At 68.4% G+C, this 14,666-nt stretch carries 18 protein-coding genes; 12 read left to right on the plus strand and 6 right to left on the minus strand.

Annotated features, from left to right (window positions below):
- The first annotated feature begins 13 nt into the window (after positions 1-13).
- The 8 genes from infA to truA all read left to right on the plus strand — a co-directional run bounded on the left by infA (position 14) and on the right by truA (position 5,028).
- Positions 14-235 (plus strand): translation initiation factor IF-1, encoded by a 222-nt coding sequence (gene infA, locus OG936_RS21110; RefSeq protein WP_003956442.1) that lies wholly within the window; start codon positions 14-16, stop codon positions 233-235.
- 60 nt (positions 236-295) lie between these two features.
- Positions 296-409, plus strand: a complete 114-nt coding sequence (rpmJ, locus tag OG936_RS21115; RefSeq protein ID WP_003956441.1) for a 50S ribosomal protein L36 — start codon at positions 296-298, stop codon at positions 407-409.
- 194 nt (positions 410-603) lie between these two features.
- A complete protein-coding gene (rpsM, locus tag OG936_RS21120) occupies positions 604-984 on the plus strand; it encodes a 30S ribosomal protein S13 (protein ID WP_014047799.1) in 381 nt (126 codons plus the stop codon).
- 105 nt (positions 985-1,089) lie between these two features.
- Entirely contained in the window at positions 1,090-1,494 is a 405-nt protein-coding gene (gene rpsK / locus OG936_RS21125; RefSeq protein WP_003956432.1) for a 30S ribosomal protein S11, read from the plus strand.
- A 30-nt stretch (positions 1,495-1,524) separates the two neighbouring features.
- Positions 1,525-2,151, plus strand: a complete 627-nt coding sequence (gene rpsD / locus OG936_RS21130; protein WP_383753279.1) for a 30S ribosomal protein S4 — start codon at positions 1,525-1,527, stop codon at positions 2,149-2,151.
- A gap of 106 nt (positions 2,152-2,257) precedes the next feature.
- The gene (locus tag OG936_RS21135; RefSeq protein WP_024755423.1) at positions 2,258-3,280 is read left to right on the plus strand and encodes a DNA-directed RNA polymerase subunit alpha; all 1,023 of its coding nucleotides are present in this window, start codon (positions 2,258-2,260) and stop codon (positions 3,278-3,280) included.
- Between the two features lie 287 nt (positions 3,281-3,567).
- On the plus strand, positions 3,568-4,071 hold the full coding sequence (rplQ, locus tag OG936_RS21140) for a 50S ribosomal protein L17 (RefSeq protein WP_383753274.1): 504 nt from the start codon (positions 3,568-3,570) through the stop codon (positions 4,069-4,071).
- 87 nt (positions 4,072-4,158) lie between these two features.
- Positions 4,159-5,028, plus strand: a complete 870-nt coding sequence (truA, locus tag OG936_RS21145) for a tRNA pseudouridine(38-40) synthase TruA (protein ID WP_406496628.1) — start codon at positions 4,159-4,161, stop codon at positions 5,026-5,028.
- A gap of 34 nt (positions 5,029-5,062) precedes the next feature.
- On the opposite strand, the gene OG936_RS21150 is transcribed toward truA, so the two are convergent.
- From OG936_RS21150 to OG936_RS21160, 3 genes are all read right to left on the minus strand, one after another.
- Positions 5,063-5,398: a hypothetical protein gene (locus OG936_RS21150; RefSeq protein ID WP_406496629.1), complete on the minus strand. Its 336-nt coding sequence runs from the start codon at positions 5,396-5,398 to the stop codon at positions 5,063-5,065.
- A gap of 179 nt (positions 5,399-5,577) precedes the next feature.
- Positions 5,578-5,706: a hypothetical protein gene (locus tag OG936_RS21155; RefSeq protein WP_406496630.1), complete on the minus strand. Its 129-nt coding sequence runs from the start codon at positions 5,704-5,706 to the stop codon at positions 5,578-5,580.
- 351 nt (positions 5,707-6,057) lie between these two features.
- On the minus strand, positions 6,058-6,909 hold the full coding sequence (locus OG936_RS21160; protein ID WP_406496632.1) for a hypothetical protein: 852 nt from the start codon (positions 6,907-6,909) through the stop codon (positions 6,058-6,060).
- A 57-nt stretch (positions 6,910-6,966) separates the two neighbouring features.
- Between OG936_RS21160 and OG936_RS21165 the strand changes: the two genes are divergently transcribed.
- The 4 genes from OG936_RS21165 to glmM all read left to right on the plus strand — a co-directional run bounded on the left by OG936_RS21165 (position 6,967) and on the right by glmM (position 11,652).
- Positions 6,967-8,595: an ABC-F family ATP-binding cassette domain-containing protein gene (locus OG936_RS21165; RefSeq protein ID WP_406500535.1), complete on the plus strand. Its 1,629-nt coding sequence runs from the start codon at positions 6,967-6,969 to the stop codon at positions 8,593-8,595.
- A gap of 493 nt (positions 8,596-9,088) precedes the next feature.
- On the plus strand, positions 9,089-9,532 hold the full coding sequence (rplM, locus tag OG936_RS21170; RefSeq protein ID WP_037688030.1) for a 50S ribosomal protein L13: 444 nt from the start codon (positions 9,089-9,091) through the stop codon (positions 9,530-9,532).
- A gap of 44 nt (positions 9,533-9,576) precedes the next feature.
- Entirely contained in the window at positions 9,577-10,104 is a 528-nt protein-coding gene (rpsI, locus tag OG936_RS21175) for a 30S ribosomal protein S9 (RefSeq protein ID WP_266747971.1), read from the plus strand.
- Between the two features lie 189 nt (positions 10,105-10,293).
- Positions 10,294-11,652, plus strand: a complete 1,359-nt coding sequence (gene glmM / locus OG936_RS21180) for a phosphoglucosamine mutase (protein ID WP_406496633.1) — start codon at positions 10,294-10,296, stop codon at positions 11,650-11,652.
- A gap of 106 nt (positions 11,653-11,758) precedes the next feature.
- On the opposite strand, the gene OG936_RS21185 is transcribed toward glmM, so the two are convergent.
- From OG936_RS21185 to OG936_RS21195, 3 genes are all read right to left on the minus strand, one after another.
- On the minus strand, positions 11,759-12,718 hold the full coding sequence (locus OG936_RS21185) for a DUF389 domain-containing protein (RefSeq protein ID WP_406496635.1): 960 nt from the start codon (positions 12,716-12,718) through the stop codon (positions 11,759-11,761).
- 59 nt (positions 12,719-12,777) lie between these two features.
- On the minus strand, positions 12,778-13,776 hold the full coding sequence (coaA, locus tag OG936_RS21190; RefSeq protein ID WP_406496637.1) for a type I pantothenate kinase: 999 nt from the start codon (positions 13,774-13,776) through the stop codon (positions 12,778-12,780).
- 229 nt (positions 13,777-14,005) lie between these two features.
- On the minus strand, positions 14,006-14,638 hold the full coding sequence (locus tag OG936_RS21195; protein ID WP_406496638.1) for an RNA polymerase sigma factor: 633 nt from the start codon (positions 14,636-14,638) through the stop codon (positions 14,006-14,008).
- Between the last annotated feature and the right edge of the window lie 28 nt (positions 14,639-14,666).

The following is a 14,666-nucleotide window of genomic DNA, read 5'->3' on the forward strand; positions in this document are numbered from 1 at the left end:
CGAAAGGCGAAGCGTGGCCAAGAAGCAAGGTGCCATCGAAATTGAGGGCACCGTGATCGAGTCCCTCCCGAACGCCATGTTCAAGGTGGAACTCCAGAACGGTCACAAGGTCCTCGCGCACATCAGCGGCAAGATGCGGATGCACTACATCCGAATCCTTCCGGATGACCGGGTCGTCGTGGAGCTCTCCCCGTACGACCTGACGCGTGGCCGGATCGTCTACCGCTACAAGTAGATCTTGCCTGCACCTCGCTTCGGCGCGGTGACGGCACTGACCCGGAGAACCTGACATCCCATGAAGGTCAAGCCGAGCGTCAAGAAGATCTGCGACAAGTGCAAGGTGATCCGCCGTCACGGTCGGGTCATGGTCATCTGCGACAACCTGCGCCACAAGCAGCGCCAGGGCTGACGCACGACCACCTGCATCTCGCAGTACTTCGCGCGACGCACGTAAAACGTACATACGCAGAGTCCGTCCAAGCTTCGGCTGACGACACCTCCGGCGGGGGCCGGGGACCCGGGCGTACCACCTCTCGTCACGAGAGGTCGGCGGTCGGGAGCGGCGCTGTGGAAGACCCCCGAAATAACAACTGGAGCCATTGAATGGCACGCGTTTCAGGTGTTGACATCCCGCGCGAAAAGCGCGTGGAGGTTGCCCTCACCTACGTCTTCGGTATCGGGCGCACCCGGTCCAAGGAGATCCTCGCCACCACCGGCGTGAACCCGAACACCCGCGTTCGTGACCTGGCCGAAGAGGACCTGGTCAAGATCCGCGAGTACGTGGACGCCAACCTCCGCACCGAGGGTGACCTTCGCCGCGAGATCCAGGGCGACATCCGCCGCAAGATCGAGATCGGCTGCTACCAGGGCATCCGCCACCGTCGTGGTCTGCCGGTCCACGGCCAGCGCACCAGCACGAACGCTCGTACCCGCAAGGGCCCGCGTCGCGCGATCGCCGGTAAGAAGAAGCCGGGCAAGAAGTAGTCCTCAGCGGACGCACTGCGGTCGTCCGGGTCACCGGTCACCCGCAGCAACCAGCGGTCTTCGCTGTAGGACCGATCACCTCCCCTCTCCATCTGGAGTCAAGACATGCCCCCCAAGGGTCGTCAGGGCGCAGCCAAGAAGGTGCGTCGCAAGGAAAAGAAGAACGTCGCTCACGGCCACGCGCACATCAAGAGCACGTTCAACAACACGATCGTCTCGATCACGGACCCCTCGGGCAACGTGATCTCCTGGGCCTCCGCCGGCCACGTCGGCTTCAAGGGCTCGCGCAAGTCCACCCCCTTCGCCGCGCAGATGGCCGCCGAGTCGGCCGCCCGTCGCGCGCAGGAGCACGGCATGCGCAAGGTTGACGTCTTCGTCAAGGGTCCGGGCTCCGGCCGCGAGACCGCGATCCGTTCGCTCCAGGCCACCGGCCTGGAGGTCGGCTCGATCCAGGACGTCACCCCCACTCCGCACAACGGATGCCGGCCGCCCAAGCGCCGTCGCGTCTGATCCGTCTGAAGCAACGGAGACAACTGGAAAATGGCGCGATACACCGGGGCCGACTGCAAGCGTTGCCGTCGGGAGAAGCAGAAGCTGTTCCTCAAGGGCAGCAAGTGCGAGAGCGCGAAGTGCCCGATCGAGATCCGTCCTTACCCCCCGGGTGAGCACGGACGCGGGCGCACCAAGGACAGCGAGTACCTTCTTCAGCTTCGTGAGAAGCAGAAGTGCTCGCGGATCTACGGTGTTCTTGAGCGGCAGTTCGTGAACTACTACAAGGAAGCGAACCAGAAGACCGGCAAGACCGGTGAGAACCTTCTGCGCATCCTTGAGACCCGCCTCGACAACGTGGTCTACCGGGCAGGCTTCGCCAAGTCCCGCGACCACGCCCGTCAGCTGGTGCGTCACGGACACATCGCAGTGAACGGCACGAAGACCGACATTCCGTCGGCCCGCGTCTCCGTGAACGACGTGATCGAGGTTCGCCAGAAGTCCAAGGCTCTGACCCCCTTCCAGGTGGCCCAGGCCGAGGCCGGCGAGCGCACCGTACCGGCGTGGCTCGAAGCAGTGCCGTCGACGATGCGGATCCTCGTGCACTCGCTGCCCGAGCGCCAGGTGATCGACACCCAGGTGCAGGAGCAGCTGATCGTCGAGCTCTACTCCAAGTAGCAGCTCGTGGGTCCGGGCGGTACGGCTCTTTCGGGTCGTGCCGCCCGTACCCTTGTCAGTATCTGGGGGCGTCAAATAGTGGGCGCCCACGACTGAAGGAACCAACATGCTTATCGCTCAGCGTCCCTCGCTGACCGAAGAGGTCGTTGACGAGTTCCGCTCCCGGTTCGTCATCGAGCCGCTGGAGCCGGGCTTCGGCTACACCCTCGGCAACTCTCTCCGCCGCACGCTCCTCTCCTCGATCCCCGGTGCCGCTGTCACCAGCATCCGGATCGACGGTGTCCTGCACGAGTTCACCACCGTGCCGGGCGTCAAGGAGGACGTCACCGACCTCATCCTCAACATCAAGCAGCTGGTCGTCTCCTCGGAGCACGACGAGCCGGTCGTGATGTACCTGCGCAAGCAGGGTCCCGGCCTGGTCACGGCTGCTGACATCGCCCCGCCGGCCGGTGTCGAGGTCCACAACCCGGACCTGGTCCTGGCCACGCTGAACGGCAAGGGCAAGCTGGAGATGGAGCTGACCGTCGAGCGCGGTCGCGGCTACGTCTCCGCCGTCCAGAACAAGCAGGCGGGCCAGGAGATCGGCCGTATCCCGGTCGACTCCATCTACTCGCCGGTGCTCAAGGTCACGTACAAGGTCGAGGCGACCCGTGTCGAGCAGCGCACCGACTTCGACAAGCTGATCGTCGACGTCGAGACCAAGCAGGCCATGCGTCCCCGTGACGCCATGGCGTCGGCCGGTAAGACCCTGGTCGAGCTGTTCGGTCTGGCGCGCGAGCTCAACATCGACGCCGAGGGCATCGACATGGGCCCGTCCCCGACGGACGCCGCGCTCGCCGCCGATCTGGCGCTGCCGATCGAGGAGCTGGAGCTCACGGTCCGTTCGTACAACTGCCTCAAGCGTGAGGGCATCCACTCCGTGGGTGAGCTCGTGGCTCGTTCCGAGGCCGACCTGCTCGACATCCGCAACTTCGGTGCGAAGTCGATCGACGAGGTCAAGGCGAAGCTGGCCGGTATGGGTCTCGCGCTGAAGGACTCGCCTCCCGGCTTCGACCCGACCGCCGCCGCGGACGCCTTCGGTGCGGATGACGACGCGGATGCCGGTTTCGTGGAGACCGAGCAGTACTGACACGCCTCCGGCTGGGGTGCCCGGGTTTTGTCGGGTGCCCCGGGCCGGGGTGAGGCTTTGTCCTCAATCGCCGGACGGGCTTGATTTTGGCTCGGGCGTGAGGGGGTTGTCCTCAATCGCCGGACGGGCTTGATTTTGGCTCGGGCGTGAGGGGGTTGTCCTCAATCGCCGGACGGGCCTGAGACTGGTTCTTGCCTGTTCGGATCTGATCTTCCGGGTGGCGTCCGCCGCACGGGAACTGACACCGGTACCTGATACGGCCGGTGCAGCACACAAGGAGAAAAACCATGCCGAAGCCCGCCAAGGGTGCCCGTCTGGGCGGCAGCGCTGCGCACGAGAAGCTTCTTCTCATCAACCTCGCCAAGGCGCTGTTCGAGCACGGCCGCATCACCACGACCGAGGCCAAGGCCCGCCGCCTGCGTCCGGTCGCCGAGCGTTTCATCACCAAGGCGAAGAAGGGCGACATCCACAACCGTCGCCTGGTGCTGCAGTCGATCACGGACAAGGGCATCGTGCACACGCTCTTCACCGAGATCGCCCCGCGGTACGAGAACCGCCCCGGTGGTTACACCCGCATCACCAAGATCGGCAACCGTCGTGGCGACAACGCCCCGATGGCGGTCATCGAGCTGGTCGAGGCGCTGACCGTGGCCCAGCAGGCCACCGGTGAGGCCGAGGCCGCCACGAAGCGTGCGGTCAAGGAAGACGCCCTCAAGAAGGACGAGGCTCCGGCCGAGGTCGTCGAGGACGCCAAGCCGGCCGAGGCCGACGTGGAGTCCAAGGACGCCTGAGCGTTCTGAGACCACTGGACGGGCCCGCATCACCCTTCGGGGCGGTGCGGGCCCGTTCCGTATGTACTGGCAGAAAAGGATCCTTCGGTGAGTGACGAAGTGGAGCCCGGCTCCGTGCGGCTGCGGCTGGACCTGGCGTACGACGGCAAGGACTTCTCCGGCTGGGCCAAGCAGACCGGCAGGCGGACCGTCCAGGGGGAGATCGAGGACGCGCTGCGGACCGTGACGCGGTCCTCACGGACGTACGACCTGACCGTCGCCGGGCGTACGGACGCCGGGGTGCACGCCAGGGGACAGGTCGCCCATGTCGATCTGCCGGACGAGGTGTGGGCCGAGCACGCGGACAAGCTGCTGCGGCGGATGGCCGGGCGGATGGCGCCCGATGTGCGGATCTGGCGGATCGCCGAGGCGCCGGCCGGGTTCAATGCCCGGTTCTCGGCGCTGTGGCGCCGTTACGCGTACCGCGTCGCCGACCGTCCCGGTGGGGTGGATCCGCTGTTGCGCGGTCATGTGCTGTGGCACGACCGGCCGTTGGACGTCGACGCGATGAACGAGGCGGCGGCCCGGATGGTCGGGGAGCACGACTTCGCCGCGTACTGCAAGAAGCGCGAGGGCGCGACGACCATCCGTACGCTGCAGAAGCTGAGCTGGGTACGGGACGAGGCGTCCGGGATCATGACGGCGACCGTGCAGGCCGACGCGTTCTGCCACAACATGGTGCGGGCGCTGATCGGAGCGGCGCTGTTCGTCGGGGACGGGCGCCGCCCGGCCGAGTGGCCCGCGCAGGTGCTGGCGGCGCGGGTGCGGGATCCCGGCGTGCACGTGGTGCGGCCGCACGGGCTGACGCTGGAGGAAGTGGCCTACCCCGCCGACGCGTTGCTGGCCGCACGCTCCAAGGAGGCGCGCAACATACGCACGCTTCCCGGAACGGGTGACGGTGGCGGGGGCTGCTGCTGAGACGCGGTGACGGGCCCGTCCGATGGTCCGTCCCTCAGGACGACGGCCGCTCCGCGGACGAGGACTCCTTGCCGGGGAGGAGGGGGCGATCATCGAAGATCACCAGGTGCCAGGCACCGGCCGTCCGGAGCACGGTGAAGGTGTCGTGGAGAGTGGCGCCCGCCCGGCCCTTCGCGGTGAGTTCGGCGGATCCGGTCTCCGGGCCCATGTCGTAGTCGATGCGCACGTCTTTGATCTTCAGATCCGTTCCGCCATCGGCGGCAAGGATCTGGGCCGCTTCGCGCCGCGACCAGGCCCTGTCCGGGACGTTACCGACGTGCATCAGAGCGGGGACGCTACGGGAGTTGAGGGCGCGCACATACGATTCCACCGCTTGGCGGGCCCCGTCCGGTGATGCCGAGGGCCTGCTCGCGGTGGGGGGCTCGGCGGTTGACGAGCATCCGGAAGCCGCCAGCGTGACTGTGGCCACCGCCGCTGTCAGAACGCCGGCCGTTCGTCGACGATTCATTGTGCTCCTTCGTCCGATCAGGGAAGCGGTGTCTCCGGCCGTCAGGTGCGGTGCGCGTACCACCATGTCTTCTTGTGGTCGGACAGGAGTTTGGCCAGGCTCTTGTTGTGTGTGGCACCGGTGCGGTATGTGAGGTACGGAGTGCCCTGGTACCTCTTGGTGACAATCATGGTGTGGTCGTGAGGGCGAGAGCAGCGACCGCCAGGATGGCGGTCGTCATGTGTTTTCGTCGCATGCGCCTCACGGGTAACTCCCTTGCCTGAGCACTGATCAGTCATGTCCTAGTGCTTCGGGAGAGAGGAGGCTGTCTGTCCAGGGGTTCCGAGGTGGCGTGATGTCGCCGGGGAATGACCAGTTCCCTGCCCTTGAGGGCCCTGGCCGCACCGACGGGACTGTGCAGGTGGCCCGGTGTCCGTTGCGGGTTTCGCGCTGCGGCAGCGCTGCTTTTGAGCCACGTCTTCCTGGGGGCGACGATGCCGAGGCCTGTGCCCTCCCGTTGCGGGCACCCCCTCCGCGCTGCGTCAGCCGGCGGGTGCGGTGGCCGCGGCCGAGGCCTGGACCTCGCCGCGGTGGCGGATCTGACGGAACGTGAAGTTCGTCAGGTCGTCCCCGATGGCGTAGGCGTTCTTGTCGGCCGTGGTGACGTTCTTGCCGCTGGTGTACCCGGTGATGGCGAAGTAGGCGTAGCGGCCGTAGGAGTTGGAGGTACGGCGGCACACCGATCCGGGAGGACAGAAGGCCGGGACGCCCGTGCCGCTCAGGGGGACGATGCTGCCGCCTGCCTGCTCGGCCGCCTTCTTGGCCTGCGCCTCCGTCTCGAAGACCGCGAGGCCGACGGTGACGGCGATGCCGTCCCTGCTGTACGTGGCCCGGACGACCTGGTCGCAGCCGTTGTTGACGAGGACCGAACCGAGTGTGCCCTTGGTGGTCGCGGCGCAGTTCTCCGTCTGCTGGGTCGCGCCCTTGACGTAGCCGCGGTCGCCCATCGTCAGCTTCTTGCCGGGGAAGAACGCGTCGACGGTGATCGGCGCCCGGTCCTTCTTGACGTCGGATATGTAGTCCTTCGGGTCCGGCGGGGGCGGCGGTGCCACCGAGGAGAAGGACGGCTCGGGCTCGGCGGTGCTGCTCGGCAGGTCGGTCGGTGCCGGGAGCTCGCTCGCGTTCTTGCCGGTGCCGGGGGAGTTGTGGTTGCTGGTCGAGACGACCGCCGTCGCCACGATCGCGCCGACCACCGCGGTGGCGAGCACGCCGCCGCCGATCAGCAGCCACTTCTTGCGGCGGTTGCGCGCGGCGGACTCGTCGGCCAGTGCTGCCCAGTCCGGAGTCTGTGTGCCATTGGGCCCCCAGGAGGGCCCCCCTTGCCCAAAGCTCATGCGGCGATCCTAGACGGAACACAAACCGGTTGGGCCTGGGCTTCGCGGCCCGTGACAATGCTGTGCATGGGACATCTTGAAGCGGGCCATCTTGAGTACTACCTACCGGACGGGCGGGTGCTGCTCGGCGACGCTTCGTTCCGGGTCGCGGACGGGGCCGTGGTCGCCCTCGTGGGGGCGAACGGCGCCGGGAAGACCACGTTGCTGAGGCTGCTCGCCGGGGAGCTCCAGCCGCACGGCGGTTCGGTGTCGGTGAGCGGCGGGCTCGGGGTGATGCGGCAGTTCGTGGGCTCCGTGCGGGACGAGCGCACGGTCCGGGACCTGCTGGTCTCCGTCGCCCAGCCCCGTATCCGGGAGGCGGCCCTGGCGGTCGACAAGGCCGAGGAGCTGATCCTCACCGTCGACGACGAGGCCGCGCAGATGACGTACGCGCAGGCCCTGAGCGACTGGGCGGAGGCTCGCGGGTACGAGGCGGAGACCGTGTGGGACATGTGCACGACGGCCGCGCTCGGCGTCCCGTACGAGAAGGCGCAGTGGCGCGAGGTGCGCACACTGTCCGGCGGTGAGCAGAAGCGGCTGGTGCTGGAGGCGCTGCTGCGCGGGCCGGACGAGGTGCTGCTGCTCGACGAGCCGGACAACTATCTCGACGTCCCCGGGAAGCGGTGGCTGGAGGGGAAGCTGAAGGAGACCCGTAAGACGGTCCTCTTCGTCTCCCACGACCGGGAACTGCTGTCCAGGGCCGCCGAGAAGATCGTCAGCGTCGAGCCGAGCCCGGCGGGCAGTGATGTGTGGGTGCACGGCGCCGGTTTCGATACGTACCACCAGGCCCGCAAGGACCGGTTCGCCCGGTTCGAGGAGTTGCTGCGGCGCTGGGAGGAGGAGCACGCCCGGCTGAAGGCGCTGGTCCACCGGCTGCGGCAGCAGGCGGCGATCAGCCCCGACATGGCCTCCCGCTACCGGGCGATGCAGACCCGTTTCAAGCGGTTCGAGGACGCGGGCCCGCCGCCGGAGCCGCCGCGCGAGCAGGACATCAGGATGCGGCTGCGCGGCGGCCGGACCGGCGTGCGGGCGGTGACCTGCAAGGGCCTGGAGCTGACCGGGCTGATGAAACCGTTCGACCTGGAGATCTTCTACGGGGAACGGGTCGCCGTCCTCGGCTCGAACGGGTCGGGGAAGTCACACTTCCTGCGGCTGCTCGCGGGCGAGCCGGTGGCGCACGCGGGGGAGTGGAAGCTCGGGGCGCGCGTCGTACCGGGACACTTCGCGCAGACGCACGCCCATCCGGAGCTGCTGGGCCACACGCTCGTCGAGATCCTGTGGACCGAGCACGCCAAGGACCGGGGCGGGGCGATGTCCGTACTGCGCCGGTACGAGCTGGAGCGGCAGGGCGACCAGCCGTTCGAGAAGCTGTCCGGCGGGCAGCAGGCGCGGTTCCAGATCCTGCTCCTGGAGCTGGCCGGCACGACCGCGCTGCTGCTGGACGAGCCGACGGACAACCTGGACCTGGAGTCGGCGGAGGCCCTGCAGGACGGTCTTGAGGCGTACGACGGGACGGTGCTGGCCGTCACGCACGACCGGTGGTTCGCGAAGTCCTTCGACCGGTATCTGGTGTTCGGCTCGGACGGTTTCGTACGGGAGACGACGGAGCCGGTGTGGGACGAGCGGCGGGTGGAGCGGGCGCGGTGACGCCGTTGCGCCTTGGCGGGGACGGGCGCCGACGGGCGCAGGGGAATGGGCGGAGGCGCGAGCAGGGGCACGGCCGAGTGGGCGGCGGGGACCGTGTCCATCGGCCCGGCGACCTGGCCGACGCTGTCGCTCCGTCCGTTGGCGCTCGGGAGCACGACGTGCCCGTCGTCACCGATCCGGACGCTGTCGCCAGGGACATCCCTCGCCACGCTCTCGGCGATCACGCACGGTAAGGATCCGAATGCCGGTGTCATGCTGAAAGGGCCTGGGTGCGGGGGCGGTTTTGACCCGCGCGGGGGAGCGACGGTATTCTTCTGGTTTGTTATGCGTATTGGCTTGGTCGTTCTCACGCGAGGGGCCCTTACGCCGGTCCACCGGGCCGATGACCAGCGGCAGGCACTCGGGTTGCGTCCCCGCAGCGCCGCCAAGGCTGGTGTGATCGTCCGGGTGGCCTTGTCAGGACTCACTCACTGAAGAAGCGAAGGCTACGACCGTGCGTACGTACAGCCCCAAGCCCGGCGATGTGACGCGCCAGTGGCACATCATTGACGCGCAGGACATCGTCCTGGGTCGTCTCGCCACCACGGCTGCGAACCTCCTCCGCGGCAAGCACAAGGCGATCTACGCCCCCCACATGGACATGGGCGACTTCGTCATCATCATCAACGCCGAGAAGGTTCACCTCTCCGGCAACAAGAAGACCCAGAAGATGGCGTACCGCCACTCCGGGTTCCCGGGTGGTCTCCGCTCCGTCCGTTACGACGAGCTGCTCTCGAAGAACCCCGAGAAGGCCGTCGAGAAGGCCATCAAGGGCATGATCCCCAAGAACACCCTGGGCCGTCAGATGCTCTCGAAGCTCAAGGTCTACGCGGGCGACCAGCACCCGCACGCTGCGCAGCAGCCGGTCCCGTTCGAGATCACCCAGGTCGCGCAGTAGTTCCGGCCTCCCCCTAAGACCAAAAGAAAGATCTGAGGAGAATCGTGGCCGAGACCACTGTTGAGAACCCCGTCGAGGGCGTCGAGGGCGAAGAGGTTTTCGCCGAGGTGACCACCTTCGAGTCCGAGGTTCCCGTCGAGGGCGAGTACACCAGCGAGTCGCTGGCGTCCCGCTTCGGCGAGCCGCAGCCTGCCGCCGGCCTTGGCCGTCGGAAGAACGCCATTGCCCGCGTCCGGATCGTTCCGGGCACCGGCAAGTGGAAGATCAACGGTCGCACCCTTGAGGACTACTTCCCCAACAAGGTGCACCAGCAGGAAGTCAACGAGCCCTTCAAGGTGCTCGAGCTCGACAACCGCTACGACGTCATCGCCCGCATCTCGGGTGGCGGCGTCTCCGGTCAGGCCGGTGCCCTGCGCCTCGGCGTGGCCCGTGCGCTGAACGAGGCGGACGTGGACAACAACCGCGCCCCGCTGAAGAAGGCCGGCTTCCTCTCCCGCGACGACCGTGCGGTCGAGCGCAAGAAGGCCGGTCTCAAGAAGGCCCGTAAGGCCCCGCAGTACAGCAAGCGCTAAATCGCCTGCTCATCTGCGTTACACGTTCGCCCCGGCGGCACTCTCGTGCTTGCCGGGGCGTTCGTCTATTGGCGCCCTCGGGCGTATAACGACATAAGACGTTCATACGACTACTTGCCCAGGTTCGTACGTGTGCACGTGTCTTATTTGTCTTGTTTTGCGGTTTCGGAGCATCTTCGGAGGACACCAGTGGGACGACTCTTCGGCACGGACGGTGTGCGCGGTGTCGCCAACGCGGATCTGACGGCCGAGCTGGCGCTCGGTCTGTCGGTCGCTGCGGCGCATGTGCTTGCCGAGGCTGGCACCTTCGAGGGGCATCGGCCGACAGCGGTGGTGGGACGTGACCCCCGTGCGTCCGGAGAGTTTCTGGAGGCCGCCGTCGTGGCGGGCCTCGCCAGCGCGGGCGTGGACGTCCTGCGGGTCGGTGTGCTGCCCACCCCCGCGGTGGCGCACCTCACCGGTGCGTTGGGCGCCGACCTCGGCGTGATGCTCTCCGCCAGCCACAACGCCATGCCGGACAACGGTGTCAAGTTCTTCGCCCGGGGCGGCCACAAGCTCGCCGACGAGCTGGAGAACCGGATCGAGACGGTCTACGAGCAGCACCGCACCGGTGAGCCCTGGGCGCGGCCCACGGGCGTCGGCGTGGGCCGGGTCACCGACTACACCGAGGGCTTCGACCGGTACGTCGCCCACCTGATCGCCGTCCTCCCGAACCGGCTCGACGGGCTGAAGGTCGTCCTCGACGAGGCGCACGGCGCGGCCGCCCGGGTCTCGCCCGAGGCCTTCGCACGGGCCGGTGCCGAGGTGATCACGATCGGTGCCGATCCGGACGGTCTGAACATCAACGACGGCTGCGGCTCCACCCACCTGGAGCTGCTGAAGGCCGCCGTCGTCGAGCACGGCGCCGACCTCGGCATCGCGCACGACGGCGACGCCGACCGCTGCCTCGCCGTGGACGCCACCGGCGAGGGGGTCGACGGCGACCAGATCCTGGCCGTGCTCGCCCTCGCCATGCGCGAGGCCGGACAGCTGCGCAAGGACACCGTGGTCGGCACCGTCATGTCCAACCTTGGCTTCAAGATCGCGATGGAGCGGGAGGGCATCCAGCTCGTCCAGACCGCCGTCGGCGACCGTTACGTACTGGAGTCGATGAAGGCCGAGGGGTACGCCCTGGGTGGCGAGCAGTCCGGCCATGTCATCGTCCTGGACCACGCCACGACCGGTGACGGCACGCTGACCGGCCTGCTGCTGGCGGCCCGGGTCGCCGCCACCGGCCGTACGCTCGCCGAGCTGGCCGGGGTCATGCAGCGGCTGCCGCAGCTGCTGATCAACGTCCGCGACGTCGACAAGTCCCGGGTGGACACCTCCCCGGAGCTGGCCGCGGCGGTCTCGGATGCCGAGCGTGAGCTGGGCTCCGCCGGACGGGTGCTGCTGCGCCAGTCGGGCACGGAGCCGCTGGTACGGGTCATGGTCGAGGCGGCCGACATCGAGCAGGCACGGGCGGTCGCCGGGCGGCTGGCCGATGTGGTGAAGTCCGCACTCGGCTAGTGCCGCGACCGGGCAAAGCTTGCCGGGAGGGGCACTAGGGACTTTCGTTCCCTGGCCGGGGCCGCTCCGTTGTTCGCCGGGCGGGCCCGGCCCGTGCGGTCTCGCGTTATTCGCCGGACGGGCTCGCGACGGGGCCCGTCCGCCGGCGGCGGTGGTTCGCCCGGAGGGCCTTCTGGACCAGGAGCGTCAGCGTTCCCGCGGCCACGATTCCGCCGAGGTTCGCCAGCAGCTGGGCCGTGGAGCCCCGCATCTGGCCGTAGTCGCTGTAGCTGAACGCCACCGCCGCATTGGCCGCGGCCGGCACGGTGGTGACCGAGATGGCGACCCCGATCAGCGCCCCGGACTTCGCCGACGTGAGCGAGAGCGTCCCGGCGATCCCGGCGAGGAACGCCACCACGAACGACAGCGGGTCCGGCTTCCAGATGAACGACGTATTGGGCCGGTCGGCCTCGATCATCGCGTACGTGAACTGCCCCAGGGCGTCCATCGCCCAGGCGAACCCGGCCGTCAGCACCATCGCGACGGCGAAGCCGCCGATCAGCGCCACCAGCGACCGCCACACCAGGCGCGGGGCCCGCTGCACCAGGGCCGTGGAGATCCCGGCCAGTGGCCCGAACTCCGGGCCGACCGCCATCGCGCCCACGATCAGGATCGCGTTGTCGAGCATCACACCGCAGGCGGCGAGCATCGTCGCGACCGCGAGGAACGCCACGTAGGTGACGCTGAACGTGGACTCCTCGTGGGTGGCCTCCGTCAGCTCCTCCCACAGCACCGCGTCCGCACCTTCGCCCGGCGCCTCCTCCTCGGCCTTGTCGGCGTGCGCGGAGAGCGTCAGGTCCATGTTCTCGACGGTGATCGAACCGGACTTGTCGATGCCGAGCCCGCGCAGAGCCGAGATCACCTCTTCGCCCGCCTCCCGGGCCACGTCGCACAGCACCACGTCACCCGCCGGGTCGCGGGCGACCCCGGGCATCACCACGAGGTGCGCCGTACCGACGGTGCTCTCCAGCAGGTGCACCACCTCGTCCGTACGGCCGGCGGGGACGATCAGGCGCAGATGCAGCACGCGACGGGCTCCTCGGTGGGCGGGATGATCAGCGGGGTGAGGTGTGATCAGCGGAGTGTTCAGAGCTTGCGCAGGGACAACCGCTGGACCTTGTGATCGGGCCCCTTGCGCAGCACCAGGGTGGCACGCCCCCGGGTGGGCGCGACATTCTCCACCAGGTTGGGCTTGTTGATGGTCCGCCACATCGTCGCCGCGTACTCCATGGCCTCCTCCTCGGAGACCTGGGTGTACTTGCGGAAGTACGAGAACGGGTTCTGGAACGCCGTCTCACGCAGCTTCCGGAACCTGTTGAGATACCAGGTCTCGATGTCCTCGGTCCGCGCGTCCACGTACACACTGAAGTCGAAGTAGTCGGCGAGCCCGACCCTGGTCCGGCCGTCCTTGCCGGGCATCGCGGGCTGCAGCACGTTCAGCCCCTCGACGATCAGGATGTCGGGGCGCCGTACGGTGAGCCGCTCGCCCGGCACGATGTCGTAGATCAGGTGTGAGTAGACGGGCGCCGTCACCTCGTCCTTGCCGGCCTTGATGTCGGCGACGAAACGGGTCAGGGCCCGCCGGTCGTACGACTCGGGGAACCCCTTGCGCGACATCAGCCCGCGCGCCTGGAGCTCCTTCATCGGCAGCAGGAACCCGTCGGTGGTGACGAGTTCGACGCGGGGGTGCTCGGGCCAGCGGGCCAGCAGCGCCTGGAGGATGCGTGCACTGGTGGACTTGCCGACCGCGACACTGCCCGCGACCCCTATGACGAACGGGGTGCCGCGCTGCGCTCCGTGCCCGTTGCCCGCGTCCCCGAGGAAAGTGTTCAGGGCGCCGCGCAGGCCCGAGGTGGCCTGGACGTAGAGGTTGAGGAGCCGGGAGAGCGGCAGGTAGACGTCCCGTACCTCGTCGAGGTCGATGACGTCCCCGAGCCCGCGCAGCTGCTCCACCTCGGCGGCGGTCAGCGGCAACGGCGTCTTATCGCGCAGGGCGCTCCATTCGTCGCGCGACAGATCGACGTACGGCGTCGCCGCGTGCTCGGCGCGGCGGGGGCTGCTGCTTCGTGGCGGCGAACTGATCACATGTTCATTGTTGCGGGAGTTCTGACGGAGCGGGGGGTGGGCTCGGTCACGTCACTTTCCTGAGCACACAGAGGTCTCCGCTGCCGGGGTCGCCGATGAACGTCCACAGGTCGCGAGGACGAGCTGCCCGCCCCGGTCGTCCCGCCAGGTGATGCACCTGTGGGTGCCTGCCGCAGTCGGTGGGGCCGGTGCCCACACCCCTGTGGCGGACACCGGCCCCGGTTCGCGGCTACGGGTGGCGTCTCAGGGCTTCTCGCCCTTGGCGTCGACGACGGCGGCCTTGACCAGGGCTTGGCTCATCGTGATCTGCCCGACGATTGAGCCGTGACCGCACGGTGCCGAGCGGGATGCCCAACGCCTCGGAGACCTCCTGGTACCCGAGGTCGGCCCAGGCGACGAGCAGCAGCACATGGCGGTCACCGGGCGAGAGCGAGGCGAGCGCCCCGGCCAGCGGCGCCTGCGCGGCGATCCGGTCGTCGACACGGTCGCTCCAGGACGCGGCCACCGGGTCCTGACCGGTACGGGCCAGGGCCCGCAGTCCCCTCTCCTCGCTGCGCCGGTGCTTGCCGATGAGGTTCGCGGCGATGCCGTACAGCCAGGGGCGGGCGTTGCGATGCGTGCGGTCGTAACGGCGCCGGGAGCGGAAGGCGATGAGAAAGGTCTCCGCCGTGATGTCGTCCGCCGCGCCCTTCCCGAGGCGGCGGGCGGCGTAGTGGTGGATGTCCGGAGCGTGGCGGTCGTAGAGCCCGGCGAAGATCTCGGGATGCTCCAGCGACTGCGCGACGACCTCGGCATCGTCCTCGGGACTGGCTGGCGGTCCGGTCACACCGGCTCCTGGGGGCTCGGCGGACGAGCGTGTCATCTCTTGTTGCCCGGAGGGGCCGGAAAGG

Origin of the sequence: Streptomyces sp. NBC_00846, from assembly GCF_045207325.1 — a bacterium.
In the GTDB taxonomy this organism is placed as follows: Bacteria; Actinomycetota; Actinomycetes; order Streptomycetales; family Streptomycetaceae; genus Streptomyces.